Consider the following 16,832-nt stretch of genomic DNA (forward strand, 5'->3'; position numbering starts at 1 on the left):
AGTCGCCCCAGAAAACGCAATTTCACCCCGTTGTCAATGTTCCGCTCAAGGCGGCTACATGATCTCGGCGCGGGACAGCATCTCCACGAACCGTTTGAGTAGCGGCTTTTCCACCATGCCATCGTCGTCCATGATGGTCTTGAGCGCCTCAAAGGGACGCAGGGCCTTGCGGTAGGGCATATTACGGGTCAGCGTGTCGTAGGCGTTGCACAGGCAGATTATCTGCACGTACTGCGGGATGTCCTCGCTGCCGGCCTTGGTGGGATAGCCTTTGCCGTCGGCCCGCTCGTGGTGGAAGAGGATGCAGTTGGAGGCGATGGAGGAGAGGTTGAAGCAGGAGCAGGTTCTGGCCCCGACCATGGGGTGCAGCTGAAGCACGGCGGCTTCGTCTCCGCTGAGCTCTGCGGGGTCCTTGGTCACGATGTCCTGGGGGAGGCCTATTTTGCCGATGTCGTGGAGCAGGGCGCCCATGCCGCAGGATAGGATCTTGAAATCCTGGTAGCCGAACTCATGCATCAGGGCCATGGAGTAGACCATGGTGCTGATGCCGTGGTGGTAAATATTGTACCCCTTGCTGATGAAGCCGGAAAGATGCTTGAGGGGCTTGGGCGACTGGATGAACCCGGCGGTGGAAGTAATAAGCTGCTCGAATCGGTGGTATCGCTTCTCAAAGGTGGGGCCGGGCAGCTTGTCTTCATAGAGTTCCTTGCCCAACATGGCGGCGGCGTTGGACCAGGCCTCGGCGCGTTTGTCCAGGGGAATTCCCTCGTCATCCAGGATGCCGGTGATATACTCGTTCAGATAGGTTCGGTAGCTGTCCAGGCTGCGCTTGTCGATGTATACGTTGTTGACGCTGTTGGCGGCCAGTTCGCGGCATTGGCCGCCGGTCAGGGTCATGCCGGCGGCGTTGAACAGGACGTAGTTGCCCTCATGGCGCAGGAAGACGTCGAAGGGTACCCGGGAGTCGGCCCGCAACATGAGTGGGGAGATGGAGACGTATTGGGGCTTGCTGCGCTTCGGGACCATGCGTGTTTTCCTGTGGCGGCGTCAGGTTGTCTGAAATGACGCCCTGTGCCGTATGGATTTTTCTACGTGCCGCCTTTCCCGATGTCAATTTCGCGGTTGTGACGCCAGCTGGGAAGCAAAAGGCGTCCTCTCCATTTCGGGAGAGGACGCCCTGCGGAAAAAATACCGGGGACGGCCTACATGCCGGCCTTGTTCACGGCCATGCGCACCTTGTCCTTGAGTTCGGTAAGATCCACGGACTTGACCACGTAGTAGTCGGCGGCGATGGATTTGAGGTCGTGCTGGAAGGAGTCGTAGGCCGTGGACAGGATAACCGGAATCTGTTGGTTCTGGGAGCGGATCTCCTGCAACAGGTCCAGGCCGGACCGGTTCACGCCGAGTTTGATATCCAGAATGACGATGGTCGGGTCTTCGCGGCCGATGACGTCGAGGATGTCCTCCTCTCCGTCGGAGGTGGCCACTTCATAGCCGTCGGCCTCCAGTTCTTCCCGGTAGAGCATGCGGATGTGTTTTTCGTCGTCGACGACGAGAATCTTCGGTTGGCTCATGGAATCCTCCTTGAGAAAATATCCCTATGTCGGACGTTACAGGACATTGCGGTTTTGGGTCAACACGATTCCCTTATTTTTTGGCAAGGATTGGCATTTGCCGCATGCGTCAGCAGGGACTCCACGCCTTCCGACCTTGAACTCGGCGGACTTCGCGGGTAGGGTCCGCCCACACCGCTGGCATTCAAAACGGCTGGCGGAAGGAGAAACAATCATGATTACCGTCCATCTCGAACCGGAGGGGGAAGTGGTCGAGCTGCACAATACCAAAAGTGTGCTCGCCGTGCTGAACCGGCTGAACCTCCGTTCCACCATGGCCATCGTCGTCCGCGACGGCGAGCTGCTCACCCCGGACCGCAAGCTGCACATGAACGACGTGCTGATGGTCCGCAAAGTCACGTCCGCAGGCTAGGGAGGCCATCATATGAAATGCTCTCGCTGCAAAAAGCTCGCGTGCGTGGCCCTGCCCAGCCACCACGCCGGATTCTGTCCCGAGTGCTTCCCGCTCTTTTTCACCCGCCAGGTGGAGACCGCCATCCGGCGCGAAAAGATGTTCACCCATGACGAGCGCATCCTCGTGGCCCTGTCCGGCGGCAAGGACTCCCTGGCGTTGATGCTGGAGCTCAAGCTCCAGGGATACGACGTCACCGGTCTGCACATCGACCTCGGCATCCCGGATTCCTCGTGGAAGGCGCGCAAGAAGGTCGAGGACTTCTGCGATGCCAACGACCTGAAGCTGGAAGTCTTTGAAATGGAGGCGTGGGGATTGCCCATCTGCGACGTGAAGCAGTACGTGGACCGTCCAGTCTGCGCCGTGTGCGGCAAGCTCAAGCGTCACCACTTCAATCGCATCGCCCGCGAGGGTGGCTACGACGCCCTGGCCACGGGTCACAACCTCGATGACGAGGTGGCGCGCCTGTTCGCCAACACCCTGCGCTGGGACACCCCCTACCTTTCGGATCAGGGCCCGGTTCTGCCCGCGAGCGACGGGTTCGTGCGCAAGGTCAAGCCGCTCTTCCGCCTCTCGGAGTTCGAGACCGCCAACTACGCGTTCCTCAAGGGCATCGAGATTCATTCCGACCCCTGCCCCTACGCTTCGGGCGCGAGCTTCACCAACCACAAGCAGTTGTGGGGCGAACTGGAGCACCGCAGCCCGGGCCAGAAGTTTCAGTTCTACAACGGGTTCCTCCAGCGCGGCAAACTGGCCTTCCAGGCCCTGGAAAAGGAAACCGGCGCGACCCTGCAGCCGTGCGAGGAGTGCGGTTCGCCCACCAGCGTGGGGCGCTGCTCCATCTGCCGCATCAAGGAATCGGTCCACCGGAAAAAGGCCGCCGCAGCGGAAGGATAGGCGATCATGGCCGCCCCGAAGATCTCCGTGACCCTGCCCTGCTACAACTGCGGGGAGACTGTGGGCCGGGCTCTGGACTCGATCCTGGCCCAGACCTGTGGGGATTTCGAGGTGGTGGCCGTGGATGACGGCAGCACGGACCACACCGCGTCCGTGTTGGCCGAATACGTCCGCAGGGATGGGCGCGTGCGTACCTTCTCCATCGAGCACGGCGGGGTGGTTGCCGCGGCCAACGCCGCCATCGAGGCAGCCCGTGGGCGGTACATCGCGCGCATGGACGCCGACGACGAGATGCTTCCCGAACGGCTGGCCGCCCAGGCCGGGCTCCTGGACGAAAATCCCGGCCTCGGCCTGGTGGGCTGCCGGGTGCGCTTCGGCGGTTGCCGCGAGTCCTGCGCCGGCTACGCCCACTATGTGGACTGGACCAACACGCTGCTCACGCCCGAGGCCATCTCCCTGAACCGATTCGTGGAGTTCCCGGTGCCCAACCCGTCCATCCTCTATCGCCGGGAGTGCGTGGAGACCCACGGCCTCTACCGCGACGGCGACTTTCCCGAGGACTACGAACTGCTCCTGCGCTGGCTGGAGGCCGGGGTGGCCATGGCCAAGGTGGACGAGGAGCTGCTGGTCTGGAACGACCCGCCCTCGCGTCTCTCGCGCAACCACCCGCGCTACGACGTGGACGCCTTCTACCGGGTCAAGAGCGAATACCTGGCTCGCTGGCTGGGGGCCAACAACCCGCACCATCCTGTTGTCCACATTCTCGGCTCGGGGAGGACCACCCGCAAGCGCGCCGACCTGCTCCTTGACCACGACATCGAGTTCGCGGCCTACCACGATGTGGACCCGCGCAAGATCGGCCACGTGGTCAACGGCGTGCCCGTGCTCGACCGCGACAGGATTCCGCAGCCCGGAGCTGGGTTCTGCCTTCCCTATGTGGCCAGCCGGGGAGCGCGCGAGGAGATCGCCGAGTTCCTGGAGGCTCGAGGCTTCGTGCTCGGGCTGGATTATCTTCCCGCAGCGTAACATACTCTGATCACGGTCAATGCGCTTGACCAAAACAGCGGAATCGGCGTATCGCTTGATCGATTTTCTCAATAGTAACCATACGAGGAAGCCGATGATAGTCACGAACATCGAGTCCATTCCGGGGAAAACCGTTGTCGAGCACTTCGGCCTGGTTTCCGGCAACACCATCCGCGCCAAGCACTTCGGGCGGGATTTCATGGCGAGCCTGAAGAACATCGTTGGCGGCGAACTGAAAGGATACACCGAGCTGCTGCAGGAGTCCCGCGAGGAGGCCACCCGGCGCATGACCGAGGAAGCCCGCGAACTGGGAGCCAACGCCGTGATCAACGTCCGCTTCTCCACCTCTTCGGTGGCGGCGGGCGCTGCGGAAATCTATGCCTACGGCACTGCCGTCCTGGTGGAGTAGGAGCGCGCCATGGAACTGTATATAGTTCTTGCGCTCCTCGTCCTGGGGTATGTGGCCGGAACGTATCGAGAGCGCCGGCACTACCGGTCCATACTGCGCCGGGAACAGGAGTTGGTGAACGTGCCGGTCAGCAGCATGAAGACCGTGCCCTTTGATGAAGACCGCATCGAGCGGGCCGAGCTGATTCAGGGCAGCGTGGTGGTGGGCACCGACTACTTCAAGCGTATCGCCGCATCCCTGCGCAATCTGTTCGGCGGCAACATCCGCGTCTATGAATCCCTGATCGACCGCGCCAGGCGGGAGGCCGTGCTGCGGCTCAAGGAGTCTGCCGGAGACGCCGACATCGTCGTCTGCCTCCGCATCGAGACCTCGACCATCGGCGCGGGCAGCAAGAACAAATACGCCTGCGTCGAGGCGTTCGCCTACGGCACGGCCATTACCCTCAAGGGACAATGCGCCTGACCAACAAGCTGCCGCAACGCAACCACAACCTTTCTCCGGCATCGCCTCTGGGGAACTTTCTCAAGAGCCTGATCGGAGGGGCGGTCATCCTCGCCGTGCTCTATTTCGGGATGGTCTGGATGCTCGACCTCTGCATCCCGCATATCTCCCCGGAGATGGAAGCGTGGCTGGGCAACGTATTCTCGCGCCATTATGACGGCGGCGGACGCACCGGGGAGGAGGTCCGGTTGCAGCATCTGCTGGACAGCCTCGCGGCTACCGGTCCTGCCCTGCCGTACCGGCCCGTGGTGCACATCGAGCAGTCTGACGGGGTCAACGCTTTTGCGCTCCCCGGCGGCAACATCGTTGTCCTGTCCGGTCTGCTGGACCAGGCCGCGTCCGAGCGTGAGGAGGCCTTTGTTCTGGCCCACGAGCTGGGGCACATTGCCCACCGCGATCATCTGCTCGGTCTGGGGCGGGCGATCACCCTGACTTCGCTCAACCTGCTGTGCTCCGCTGTGGCGGGCGTGGAGCTTCTGCCCGAAACCCTGGTGCTCTATGACCGGTCCGTCTCCCGGCAGCGTGAGGCCGCCGCCGATCGATTCGGCCTGGATCGCTTCTACCGGTTCTACGGCGATCTGGACGGCTCCTTCGACTTTTTCGAGCGCCAGAAGGCCCAGCGGGAGCAACCCGCCTGGGCCGAATACTTCTCCACCCATCCCGGCGCGGAGCACCGGATAGCCTTGTTGCAGCGTTACGCGGCGGACAAAGCGTACGCCGCCAAGCCGGTTCCCTGATTCCGCCCATTCCCTTTCCGGGCCGCATCTGGCATCCTCCTGCGGACACAAGGAGGCGACATGCAATACATATCCACACCGGACAGTCCTGCACCGGCGGGGCACTATTCCCAGGGCGTCGTGCACGGCGGGCTGGTCTACGTTTCGGGCATGCTGGCCGTGGACCCGGTCAGCGGAGAAAAGAAACTGGGCAGCGTGGAGGAACAGACCCTTCAGGCACTGAACAACGTGGAAGGCGTGCTCAAGGCCGCCGGTTCCTCGCGCGACAAGGTCCTCAAGTGCACCTGCTACGTGGCGGACATTGAGCTGTGGGGGCGGGTCAACACGGTTTATGCGGAATTTTTCGGGGAGCACAAACCGGCGCGGGCCGTGGTGCCCACCCGTGAGCTGCACTTCGGCTTTCTGGTGGAGATCGAGTGCGTGGCTGCTGTGGAGGAAGCGTAATGGCGACATTGGTATGCAAGGCGTGCGGTGAGCGTTTTCCGGACACGGACGCGCGCTGGCGCTGCGGTTGCGGCGGTGTGCTGGACCTGGATTTCACCCCTTCGCTGGACCCGGCCGAGGTGGCCGGGCGGCCCGCCACCCTGTGGCGCTACCGGGAGGCTCTGCCCGTACCCGAGGGTGCGGAGCTGACTTTGGGCGAAGGCTTCACCCCGCTCCTGCCGGTGGAGATCGGCGGGCGGGAGGTGCTGGTCAAGCAGGAGCATCTGGCCCCCACCGGCTCGTACAAGGACCGTGGCGCGGCGGTGATGATCGCTCTGGCCGCCCACCTGGGCGTGTCCGGCGTAGTGGAGGACTCCTCGGGCAACGCCGGGTGTGCGGTGGGCGCCTACTGTGCCAAGGCGGGCATTCCCTGCCGCATCTTCGTCCCGGCGGACAATTCTCCGGGCAAGCTCGGCCAGATAGAACTCTACGGCGCAGACCTGGTGGCCGTGCCCGGCAGCCGCGAGGACACCGCCGCGGCGTGCATGGAGGCCGCGGCCGACACCTTCTACGCCAGCCACGTGTACATGCCGCACTTCTTTCACGGCACCAAGACTTTCGCCTACGAAGTGGCTGAACAACTCGGCTGGCGCGCGCCCGACACCGTGGTCCTGCCCGCCGGGAACGGCACGCTTCTGCTCGGAGCTTATATCGGGTTCACCGAACTGGCCGGGATGGGGCTGATCGAGTCCGTGCCCCGGCTGATCGCGGTCCAGTCCGCCGGATGCGCGCCCCTGGCCGCAGCCTTCGAGGCCGGCGCATCGGTCCCGGCGGAGATCAGGACCTCCCCGACCCTGGCCGAAGGGATCGCCATTGCCGCGCCTGTTCGCGGGGCGGACATGCTCGAGGCCGTGCGCGCCACGGACGGACATTTCCTGGCAGTCGAAGAGGACGAGATACTGGCTGCCTTCCGGGATATGGGCCGCAAGGGATATTGCATCGAGCCGACCTCCGCCGCAGTCATTGCCGGGGCGGCCAGATATGTGCGGAGCGCCTCCCCGGACGAGGTGGTGGTCACCGCGTTCACGGGCCACGGGCTCAAGGCGGGAGATAAGCTGCATAAGCTCTCGGGAGTATAATCGTGGTGGAAAACGGCTCTTCCAACCCCAGGAGACCTTGGCTGGCCGCGCTCCTCTCCCTGGTCTGCACCGGGCTGGGGCAGGTCTATGCCGGGCCGTGGAAGCGCGGCGTGACGTTCCTTGCCGTAGAAGCGGTAATCGGCACGGCGGTCTTCGCCTGTCTCGGCACCATGACCGGCCTGGTAGCGGGCATGTCCGTGCTCGTGGTCTTCAATATCTATGTGGCGGCGGACGCCTTCCTTGTTGCGCGACGGGCTGGCGAATATCGCCTCGGACCGTGGAACCGGTGGTGGGTGTACGGCTTGGTCGTGGCCGTTGGCCTGGGGTTGGGCTCGGCCCTGGACGCGGTGGTTTCGGCCCGCTCCTACGAGACCTACCGGGTGCCGTCGGAGTCCATGGTGCCCACGCTGCTGGTGGGCGACCATTTCATGGCCGAGGTCCTCGCGGAGGACGAGCCCCTGTCGCGGGGCGATGTCGTGGTCTTTCTGGAAAAGCGCAGCGGCAGGCACTTCGTCAAGCGGGTCATCGGCCTGCCGGGCGAGACCGTGTCCATGCGCGACAAGACGGTCCACATCAACGGCGGGCGGCTGGACGAGCCCTATGCGCGTCACATCTCACCGGTGAATCTGCCGGTCCGCGATACCTTCGGTGCCATCCCCCTCGGACCGGACGAATACTTTGTCATGGGAGACAACCGGGAGGAGTCCCACGACTCCCGCTGGCTCGGCCCGGTCAAGCGGAGCGTCATGGAAGGGAGAGCCAAATATATCTATTTCCCCGGCGGCAGAGAGAATCCTGACTGGACTTCACGCTGGGGCATGGAAGTTCGGTGATCTACCAGAAGTCGGGCGAGATGAGCAGCCCGTCGGCCTGGTTGACCTTGAGCGGGGCTATTGTTTCGATGTCCAGGGCGCGCATGTAGCCCAGGACCAGGATGAGGTTGGTCAGGCGGGTATCCGCGTACTCGCTGTTGAATGCCTCGTCGCTCTTGCCGGTCCAACGCGACAGGGCTTCCTCCACCTCCAGGCGGGTGTAGGCGGGGCCTCGCTGGCCCAGGAGTTCGGGAACGGCGTGATAGTGCACCCCGCCGATGCCCACGACGCGCACCTTGCCGTTGCGAATCCGGTTGGCCAATCCCTTTTCCACGCTGAGCATGGCATAGGCTTCGACCAGCTCAAGCCCGCGTTCCACCTCATTGGCGGACATGGGGTTGGGAGAGGAAACCGTGTTGATATCTCTGCCCTGGATGGCCGAGATGACCGCGTTTTTGAACGAGACCGAGGCCATCTTGTCGATATGGAACACGAGGCTGCCGTCGTTGGCCCGGACGGTCATGGTCTGATCGTCTCCGCCGATGTCCCAGACCAGCAGGTCCGGGGAGGCCACGCTCGCGTGCTGCTGTACGGACTGGTAGCTGAGCAGCGATGCCTGCTGCTCGGAGACGATGCGCGCGGCAAACCCGGTCTCCTCCTGGATGAGGGCGAAAAACGCCTTGCCGTTCCTGGCCTCCCGGAAGGGCGGGCCTCCCACGGCGGAGAATTCATGGGTGCCCAGAGCCAGGGCCTTCCGCTTGAGTTCCTTGACGGCCTTCATTCCCTTTTCCAGTATATCCTTGCTCAGGTTGCCGTCGTAGGAGCGGGCCATGTCCTCTGCATAGTCCACCTTGACGGAAAAACGCTGCACGATTTTGACGACGTCGCAGGAGATGGGATTGACGTCCGCCACCGTGCACTTGGTCACGGCTGAGCCGATATCCAGGGCGGCCCTTCGGATGACCGTCGGAGACTCGGCGGCCATGGTCAGGGCTGGGAAAAGGAGAAGCAGGAGGCAGAGAAACAACCCGGCACGGATGATGGTCCCGGAAACGGCCTGGAAGGTATGGTGGCGGTGTGCGGTCATGGCGATGTCTTACAGCTTGGTGGAGCGGTACGTGCTACGGTTGCGATGCATCTGGTATTTGCGCACAGCCCGGTTGTGTTCGTCAAGGGTTCGGCTGAAATGATGCGTGCCATCCCCCTTGGCCACGAAGTAAAGGAAGTCGTGTTTCTCCGGATGGATGGCGGCCTTCAGCGCGTCCAGCCCTGGTGAGCAGATGGGCCCGGGCGGCAGGCCCGCGTGCGTATAGGTGTTGTAGCGGTTGCCTTTGTCCTGAAGGTCGCTCTTTCGCAGATTGCCGTCAAAGGAAGGGCCCAGGCCGTATATGATGGTCGGGTCGGACTGGATGAGCATCCGCTTCTTCAGCCTGTTGCGGAATACGCCCGCGATGCGCGCCCGCTCCGAGGCGTCGCCGGTCTCCTTCTCCACGATGGAGGCGAGGATGACCGTCTCATGCATCTTTTTGAACGGCGGTAACCCTTCGGGCCATGCCTTGGCCGCGTTCTTGAAGAATTCCCTGATCATGGTCTCGGCCATGTACGGGGACTGGTCGCCGCGCGGCGGGGTGAGCAGGTAGGTCTCGGGAAAGAGATAGCCCTCGGCGTCTCCTGCCTTGATGCCGTATTTGGCGAGCAGGTCGGGGTCGCGTACGGCCTCGGCAAAGGTCTCACCGCTGCCGATGCCCGCCTCGCTGATGCGATCTCCGGTCTGCCACCAGGTCAGTCCCTCGCGGACAGCGACCTTTTTCATGATCCCCGCCGACGTGGTCAACTCGTGCAGAACGGCTTCCGGCACCCAGCCCGTGTTCAGCTTGAACACGCCGGCCCGAATGGACGAGGTGCGCCCGGACCTGGCGGCCAGGCCGAGGAAGCGGCGGGTGTCGGTGATCAGCCCGGCCTGCTTGAGATTTCGTGAGATGGTGGTGAAGATCTGCCCCGGCTCCACGCGGAAAACCACGTCGCGGCCAGGGGTTTCGGGCGGCACGGTCAGAAACTGTTTTTCCTGCCACGCCTTGTGCCAGCGGTAGCCGCCCAGGCCGATACCGGCCAGGAGCGCAAGGACCGCAATCCCTATGAAGAGTGTCCGTTTTCGAGCCATGAGCGCAAGATGATGGTTGCGGCCTGGCTGTCCAGGGCCTGTTTCCTTTTTTTGCCGCGCAGCCCTGCTGCGTTGAGTTCCTCTTCGGCCTGCGCCGAGGTCAGCCGCTCATCCATCAGGTGGATGGGCAGGTCGGTCCGCCGCCCCAGGCTCTCGGCGAAATTCCGGGCCTGGCGCGTGGTCAGGGTGTCCTCGCCCTCCAGGGACAGGGGCAGGCCGACCACGATGGCGCCGACGGATTCCTGTACAATGATTTCGAGGAGTTCGTCAAAAAGAGCGTTCCGGGTGGTCCGCTCCAGGGTCTTCAGCGGCGAGACCAGGGTCTGCGTTTGGTCGCACACGGCCAGGCCCACGCGTTTCAACCCGAAGTCGATGCCGAGAACGCGCACGCCTACAGATCCTTGAGTGATTTCTTGGTCCGGTAGCCCATGGCCTGGATGTCGGCCACCAGCTCGCCGGAATCGTCGCAAACCCGAACCGAATAGGTGGCCATGCGGCCTCCGGCGGAAATCTCCTCGGCTGTGGCCGTGAGGCATTCGCCTTTGCCGGGCTTGAGGTAGGCGATGGACAGGTTCACGGCCAGGGCCGCGTTGCCGTGGCTGTTGGCCGCCGCGCCGAAGGCTGTCTCGGCCAGGGTGTAAATGGCCCCGGCGTTGACCGTGCCGAAGGGATTGAGATGCTCGTCGCGCAACGCCAGGCGGCAGGTTGCCCGGCCTGGAGAGACCTCGGTCACCTCCACGCCCACCAGCGCGGCAAAGGGATTGCCCGTCGAGAGCAGCTCCTTGACGGCTTCGCTGTCCATGTCCGTACTCCTTGCCTTGTTCCGGCGGCAGATGCGCGCCCGTTACGCTCCCTTGCGCTCCACCTGTTCCATCAGCTCCTTGAGCTCCTTCTTCCACTTGGGACCGCCCACGCACTCGGCCAGGTATTCCGCCGTGTGCATGACCCGGTTGGGCCGCTTCATCTGGAGCAGGGACCTCTTTATGCCCACCTTGCAGGACGGGCAGCCCACCACGATGGGCTTGTCACGGTTCTCGCTCAAGTCTGATTCGAGTTGAATCTGCTTGCGCTCGCGCAGCCGGTTGTAAATGTCCGGCGTGGTCAGCGCGCCCAGGCCGGACTCGCCGCAGCAGCCCGGGGACAGGGATACGTCCGTGCCGGTCAGTTTGGCCAGGTTGGACCGGTACAGGTCGGCGGCCTTGGTCTTGGGCACGTCCACCCATTCCGCGTGGCAGGCCGAGTGGTAGACCACGGGCTCGGTCTGGCGCAGGCCGATGGGGTGGCTTGCCAGGCGTTCCATGAGGAACTGGATGACGTCCATGTGCTTGAGCGGGTCCACCAGCTCGCCGGAGAAGTCATAGGTCTCCAGGGACTCGCGGCAGGTGCCGCAGGCGGTCAGCAGCGTGGTGGCCTTGAGCCCTGCCTTGCCGGTCTTGACCAGCAGGTCGAGGAAGGCCTGGACGTTGCGGTGTCGGTTGGTCTTGTACGCCTCCTCGCAGCCCGAGGCGAGCAGCGGGTAGCCGCAGCACATGTGCTTGTCGGGCAGGACCACATTCACGCCGGACTTGAGCAGCAGGTAGACCGAGGCCTGTCCGATGGAGCGGGAGAAGAGCGAACCGCCGCAGCCGGGGAAGTAGAGCACGGTCTCGTCACGCGCCGCGCGCGGGTTCTTGAACACCGAGCCGGTCTCCAGCTTCAGGGACTCCGACAGGTTGCGGAAGTCCATGTCCGGGCTGCGGTGCTTGAACATGGGCGACTCGATGCGCGAGAGCCAGCGGGCCGGGATCATGCCCAGGGTCTTGTCCTGCACAGACTGGCCGATGGCGAGCAGCTTGGCCGTAACCGGGACCGTGGCCGCCGGGTTCTTGGCCAGATTCTTGAGGATGATCTGCTTCAGCGGGTGGCCGGACTTGCCCTTGGAATCCAGGAAGGACCGGATGGACAGGGCGGACCCCGCCGAGTCGATCTTTACCGGACAGACGGCCTGGCACTTGCCGCAGGCCGTGCAGTGGTCCATGAGGTCGCGCAACTGGGCCATGAGGCCGGGCGCGGGCTCGCCGGACTGGATCTGCGAGTAGTAGATGCCCTCGATGAGCGCGCCCAGCGAAATGTTCTTGTTCCTGGGATGGAACATCAGCCCCTTGTCCGGATAGTACATGGGACAGACCTGCTTGCACTTGCCGCAGCGGGTGCAGGTCTGGATGTTCCTGAGCAGGCGGATGAGCGCTTCCTTGTCCTTGAGCTGGGTGGCGTCGAGGTCGTTGATCAGCCGGTTGAAGGAGAAGGTGAAGGGCTGGCTCGGCAGCTCGCGCCGGACGAGTTTGCCCGGGTTGAACACGTCGTTGGGGTCCACCAGCTTCTTGTACTCGGCCAGGGCCTTGATCTTTTCCTCGCCCAGGAAGGCGATCTTTGTGACGCCGATGCCGTGTTCGCCCGAGACCTCGCCGCCCATCTCCTGGACCTTGGTCATGACCGCTTCAGCGGCCTCGTGGGCCTGGGCCAGCATCTCTGCGTCGTTGGAGTTGACCGGCAGGTTGACGTGACAGTTGCCGTCGCCCGCGTGCATGTGGTTGGCGATGACGATGCGGCGCTGCTGCATCTCCTGCCAGAAGGCCTTTATCTCACGGTCGAGCTTGGGGTACGTGTCGCGCAGCTTGAGGAACAGGAAACGGCACTGGGCCTCCTGCTCGGTGTCGGAGTGGTCCTTGGAAGAGACCGCCCCGCTCAGGATGGACTCGACGCGACGCTTGGCCTCGGCGATGTCTTCGTCGTTTTCGTTGACGCCTTCCAGGTCCAGGACCCGGTTCAGGGTCTTGTCGTAAATCTTGGCCAGGTAGATGAGGTTCAGGTCCTCCAGGTATTCCGAGAATTCCGGGATGACGTCCGTGGGGATGACCACGTCCTCGTTGATCTTGAAGCCCGAGGTGCGCTTGGCGATGGCCGAGAGCTTGTGCCGGTCCTCCCAGAAGAGTTCGGCCTCCTTCTCGTCGCGGGCGGTGAAGATGTCCACGCCGTCGTAGGGCTGGGCCAGGGCCACGATGGTCTGGCTGGCCGCGTCCAGGGCCTCCTTGTCGTCGGAGTCGAGCTGGAGGATGAGCACGGAGATGGGGTCGCCCTCATACTGGGTCGATTTGGCCTGGTATTCGATGGCCTGGACGTATTTGGGTCCGAACTCCTCCAGGGCCGAAATCTTGACCAGGTCGCCTTCCTCGCGAATCTTGTTGCGCAGGCCGACCACGTCCTTGATCACGAGCATGGCGTTGTTCATGGACCGTCCGTAGAACTCCAGACAGAGCACGCGGGAGTGGGCCAGGGTCGGGTAGCAGATGAAGGTGGCCTCGGTGATGATGCCGTCCACGCCTTCCTTCTGCACGCCGGGCAGGCCTCCCAGATACTTGTTGGAGACGTCCTTGCCCAGCTTCTCCTTGCGGATGTCCTTGCCGCCCAGGCTGACGGTGTCGATGAGCTTGCCGTACTCGTCGAAGATCTCGAACACGGCCGTGTCGGTTTCGTAAATCTTATGGCGCGGGTGATCCTTGCGCCGCACCTCGATCAGCTGCCCGGAGGGCTTGACCATGCGGTAGCGCAGGATGTTGTCGATGGTGGTGCCGTACTCGAAGGCGAACGGCCCGCCCGCGTTCTCCGCGATGTTGCCGCCCAGGGAGGAGCCGGCCTTGGACGCCGGGTCCACGGTCAGGAGCAGCCCTTCCTTCTCGGCGGCTTTGATACCGTTCAGGGTGATCACGCCGGACTGGACCGTGATGGTCTTGTCCTTGGTGTCGATGTCCAGGATCTTCTTGAAACGGGACAGGGAGAGGATCACGCTCCGGGGCATGGCCGGGATGGCGCCGCCCGTGGCGCCGGTGCCGCCGCCGCGCGGGATGATCCCGAACTGCATTTCGTTGGCAAGCCGGACGATGCCCTGTACCTGGGCCTCGGTCTCCGGGAAGAGTACGAGCATGGGCAGCTCCATGCGCAGGTCGGTGGCGTCCGTGGCGCATTCGATGCGCATGTGCGGTGCGTCGCCGATGCCGCGTTCGGGCATGAACTGGCCCAGCCGCTCGATGATCCGCTTGCGGAAGGCCTGTTCCCGGTCGAACCGCTCCCAGAAGAGCTCAATGCCCTTGGCCAGGATGGTGCCGAATTCCTTGTCCAGCAGGGGCTTGGACATGTTCAGCCGCCGATCCACGGACTGGCGCACCAGTTTCGGGTCGATGAACGGGTTGTAGCGGACCATGAAGAGTTCGGCCGCCAGATTGGAGGCCAGTTTCTTCACGCCCTCGGGCCAGTGTTGATACTGCTCCATCTCCACAACGCCCAAGGCGCGGGTGATGAGTTGTTCGTCCGATATCGATATGTGGGGTCCAAGCTGGGCCATGTCTTATTACTCCATGGGAAATGGTGAAGAGTCAGGAAGTAGGACTTTTTTTGGCGGTTGGCAAGGGTGAGGGGTGGAGGGTGCCTGCGGCGCGGCCCGAGAGCCGGTGTTGGAGCGTACCGCTCCAACAGCCTCCAGGGTTCGCGCTTGCCGTGCGGTTGAGGCGTTTTGTTCGAAATGACAGGCTCCAGCGTAGCATTTGGTGAACGTCGGGACTGAGGGAGGTGGGAAAAGAGAAGAGGAAGCCGCCTGTCGGCGGCAATTGATGGGGAAAGGGTTTCGCCCCTTTCGGGGCGACTTACTTTTGGACCGGAGCGCCCAAAAGTAAGCAAAAGTCGCTCTGTTGGTGCTGCAGTGCGATCTCGGGACCAAGAGCCGCTAACACGGCTACCGCTGCCCGAAAAGCGAAAGCCTGCGGGCAGGCGCGCTTCGGGCTGTGCTTCAGCCGTGTGCAAGCGGCTCTAAGCCCCGAGCTCGATGACCGGTCCCAGCCGGGGTGATCGGTAGCTTGCCGAACGAGGCAACTCTCCTTTGCCTGACAAATTGAGCGATTCTCAGAATCGTAGCAAAGACATCTCTCTCATCCGGCCAAGTCGCGCTGGCTCCTGCGTACTAATCAGAAAGAAGCAGTCCGGCTCTTCGACTTCCTCTTCGGAGGTCCGCAGTCAGCCCCTTGCTCATGGGCCTAGAAGCTCACCAAACCGGGCGGCGTCTCTTGTGCCGGAGCACGCACGGAGTCGGACGGCCTACGTACGATAAGCTTGGCAGAGCGTTTCACTCCACGTAGTCCGGAGCCGACCGGGTTGGATGAGATTCTCGCCCGAGAGCAGCGGGGCGGAGATGGCGCTCACAGCGACCTTTCTTTGCTACTTTCTTTGGGCGCCGCCAAAGAAAGTAGGCCCGCCCGGCAGGGCATGGAGGGCTTTTGGGGCGCAGCCCCAACCCCGGCTCTCCGCGCGCTGCAAGCGTGATTCCCGGAGGGGGCGGAGCGGAACGCTCCAACACCGGCTCTCCGCGCCGCAGGCGCGATCCACCCACCTCGCCGCCGCAGGCGGCATCCCCACCTCTTCAGGGGCAGCGGGCCCACCCGCCTCTAAATACTCACCCTGCTGACGCCCTCGACATCGGCCAATGCCTGCCGCACCTCCTCGGTGGGCTTCGCATGCACCACGTAGACGGTCTGGACCTGCTCGCCGAGCTTGCGGGAGTTGTTCTCGCGGATGTTCACGCCCATCTCGCCCAGCAGGGTGCCGAACCGGCCGAACATGCCGGGCGTGTCGCGGTGGGTGATGAAGATGGTGTAGACCTGGGTGCCTTCCTCCTGGACGGTCTGGCCCACGTTGACGGAGTTGGCGTAATCTCCGCGCAGCAGGTAGGCGGAGACCACCTCGGCGATCTCCATGCCGGTGCGCACGCCCGCGTTGGTGGTGGACGCGCCCAGGTGGGCCGAGAGCACCACGTTATCGAGCTCGCGCAAGCGGCATTCGAAGGGCTGCCCCTCGCGCTTGGGTTCGGTCTCGTAGCAGTCCAGTGCGGCTCCTGCGATCCGGCCGGTCTGGAGCGCCTCGTACAGGGCGTCCTCGGATACGTTCTTGCCGCGCGAGGCGTTGATGAGGAAGGCGGTCTCCTTCATGTGCGAGATGGCGTCGGCGTCGATGATGGCGTCGCAGCCGCCGCAGTGCAGGGAGACGAAGTCCGCTTGTGCGAGGAGTTCAGGCAGGGTGTCCTTGTACTCCACGGCGGCGTCAAGAGAAGGGTAGGGGTCAAAGCCGATGACCTTCATGCCCAGGGCGCCCGCCTTGGCGGCCAGGGCCTGGCCGATACGCCCGCAGCCGATGATGCCGAGTGTCTTGCCGAACAGCTCCACGCCCAGGAAGCGCTTCTTGTGCCAGGTGCCGCCCATGAGCGTGTGGTGTGCCAGCGGCACCTTGCGGGCAATGGCGAACATGAGCCCCAGGGCGTGTTCGGATGTGGCGTTGAGGTTGCCGTTGGGCGCGAATTTGACGATGACGCCCAGCTCCTTGGCCGCCTCAAGGTCGATGTTGTCCGTGCCGATGCCGCCGCGCCCTACGATCTTGAGCTTGCCGTTGCCGGAGACCCCGGCTTCGAGCAGCCGCCGCGAGACCTTGGTCGCCGACCGGACGAGCAGCGCGTCAAAGGAGCCGATCTCGCCCAGGAGATCCTCCTCGTCGCGCTTCTCCGTGTCCACGGTGAATCCCCGATGCTTCAGGAACCGCCGCGCTTCCTCCACCAGACCGTCATTGGCGAGTATCCGCATGCCGAACTTCCCCCTTCGGCCAGCCGGACGGCGCGTAGCCTCCGAA

17 protein-coding genes are annotated in these 16,832 nt (G+C 63.6%); 9 read left to right on the plus strand and 8 right to left on the minus strand.

From position 1 onward, the window contains the following. Nucleotides 1–54 precede the first annotated feature (54 nt). Both GM415_RS08355 and GM415_RS08360 read right to left on the minus strand, forming a co-directional pair. Entirely contained in the window at nucleotides 55–1,026 is a 972-nt protein-coding gene (locus GM415_RS08355) for an HD-GYP domain-containing protein (protein ID WP_158947360.1), read from the minus strand. Between the two features lie 176 nt (nucleotides 1,027–1,202). Beyond that, on the minus strand, nucleotides 1,203–1,574 hold the full coding sequence (locus GM415_RS08360; RefSeq protein ID WP_158947361.1) for a response regulator: 372 nt from the start codon (nucleotides 1,572–1,574) through the stop codon (nucleotides 1,203–1,205). A 214-nt stretch (nucleotides 1,575–1,788) separates the two neighbouring features. Between GM415_RS08360 and GM415_RS08365 the strand changes: the two genes are divergently transcribed. The 9 genes from GM415_RS08365 (at nucleotide 1,789) to lepB (ending at nucleotide 7,990) form a co-directional block, all read left to right on the plus strand. Further along, on the plus strand, nucleotides 1,789–1,986 hold the full coding sequence (locus GM415_RS08365; RefSeq protein ID WP_158947362.1) for a hypothetical protein: 198 nt from the start codon (nucleotides 1,789–1,791) through the stop codon (nucleotides 1,984–1,986). Nucleotides 1,987–1,998: 12 nt separating this feature from the next. Then, nucleotides 1,999–2,922 (plus strand): PP-loop family protein, encoded by a 924-nt coding sequence (locus tag GM415_RS08370; protein ID WP_158947363.1) that lies wholly within the window; start codon nucleotides 1,999–2,001, stop codon nucleotides 2,920–2,922. Between the two features lie 6 nt (nucleotides 2,923–2,928). Then, nucleotides 2,929–3,948: a glycosyltransferase family 2 protein gene (locus GM415_RS08375; protein ID WP_158947364.1), complete on the plus strand. Its 1,020-nt coding sequence runs from the start codon at nucleotides 2,929–2,931 to the stop codon at nucleotides 3,946–3,948. Between the two features lie 94 nt (nucleotides 3,949–4,042). After that, the gene (locus GM415_RS08380; protein WP_158947365.1) at nucleotides 4,043–4,357 is read left to right on the plus strand and encodes a YbjQ family protein; all 315 of its coding nucleotides are present in this window, start codon (nucleotides 4,043–4,045) and stop codon (nucleotides 4,355–4,357) included. A gap of 9 nt (nucleotides 4,358–4,366) precedes the next feature. After that, nucleotides 4,367–4,819, plus strand: a complete 453-nt coding sequence (locus GM415_RS08385) for a YbjQ family protein (RefSeq protein ID WP_158947366.1) — start codon at nucleotides 4,367–4,369, stop codon at nucleotides 4,817–4,819. Further along, nucleotides 4,810–5,595, plus strand: coding sequence for a M48 family metallopeptidase (locus tag GM415_RS08390; RefSeq protein ID WP_158947367.1), 786 nt, complete (start codon nucleotides 4,810–4,812; stop codon nucleotides 5,593–5,595). Before GM415_RS08385 ends, GM415_RS08390 begins: the two co-directional genes overlap by 10 nt. Nucleotides 5,596–5,655: 60 nt before the next feature. After that, nucleotides 5,656–6,039, plus strand: a complete 384-nt coding sequence (locus GM415_RS08395; protein WP_158947368.1) for a RidA family protein — start codon at nucleotides 5,656–5,658, stop codon at nucleotides 6,037–6,039. Next, the gene (locus GM415_RS08400; protein ID WP_158947369.1) at nucleotides 6,039–7,157 is read left to right on the plus strand and encodes a threonine synthase; all 1,119 of its coding nucleotides are present in this window, start codon (nucleotides 6,039–6,041) and stop codon (nucleotides 7,155–7,157) included. The genes GM415_RS08395 and GM415_RS08400 overlap by 1 nt, the downstream gene beginning before the upstream one ends. A 2-nt stretch (nucleotides 7,158–7,159) precedes the next feature. Then, nucleotides 7,160–7,990 (plus strand): signal peptidase I, encoded by an 831-nt coding sequence (lepB, locus tag GM415_RS08405; RefSeq protein ID WP_158947370.1) that lies wholly within the window; start codon nucleotides 7,160–7,162, stop codon nucleotides 7,988–7,990. A gap of 1 nt (nucleotide 7,991) precedes the next feature. Here lepB and GM415_RS08410 read toward each other — a convergent pair whose 3' ends face one another. From GM415_RS08410 to GM415_RS08435, 6 genes are all read right to left on the minus strand, one after another. Then, complete coding sequence (locus GM415_RS08410) at nucleotides 7,992–9,056, minus strand: Ppx/GppA phosphatase family protein (RefSeq protein WP_158947371.1); 1,065 nt, start codon at nucleotides 9,054–9,056, stop codon at nucleotides 7,992–7,994. A gap of 9 nt (nucleotides 9,057–9,065) precedes the next feature. Continuing rightward, nucleotides 9,066–10,130: an endolytic transglycosylase MltG gene (gene mltG, locus GM415_RS08415; protein ID WP_158947372.1), complete on the minus strand. Its 1,065-nt coding sequence runs from the start codon at nucleotides 10,128–10,130 to the stop codon at nucleotides 9,066–9,068. Next, nucleotides 10,103–10,519, minus strand: coding sequence for a Holliday junction resolvase RuvX (gene ruvX / locus GM415_RS08420; protein WP_158947373.1), 417 nt, complete (start codon nucleotides 10,517–10,519; stop codon nucleotides 10,103–10,105). Before ruvX ends, mltG begins: the two co-directional genes overlap by 28 nt. 2 nt (nucleotides 10,520–10,521) lie before the next feature. Beyond that, complete coding sequence (locus tag GM415_RS08425) at nucleotides 10,522–10,932, minus strand: PaaI family thioesterase (protein WP_158947374.1); 411 nt, start codon at nucleotides 10,930–10,932, stop codon at nucleotides 10,522–10,524. Nucleotides 10,933–10,974: 42 nt separating this feature from the next. Further along, nucleotides 10,975–14,508, minus strand: coding sequence for an FAD-binding and (Fe-S)-binding domain-containing protein (locus tag GM415_RS08430; protein ID WP_158947375.1), 3,534 nt, complete (start codon nucleotides 14,506–14,508; stop codon nucleotides 10,975–10,977). 1,093 nt (nucleotides 14,509–15,601) lie between these two features. Beyond that, nucleotides 15,602–16,786: an NAD(P)-dependent oxidoreductase gene (locus GM415_RS08435; protein ID WP_158947376.1), complete on the minus strand. Its 1,185-nt coding sequence runs from the start codon at nucleotides 16,784–16,786 to the stop codon at nucleotides 15,602–15,604. Between the last annotated feature and the right edge of the window lie 46 nt (nucleotides 16,787–16,832).

Source organism: Pseudodesulfovibrio cashew, from assembly GCF_009762795.1.
Taxonomy (GTDB): domain Bacteria; phylum Desulfobacterota; class Desulfovibrionia; order Desulfovibrionales; family Desulfovibrionaceae; genus Pseudodesulfovibrio; species Pseudodesulfovibrio cashew.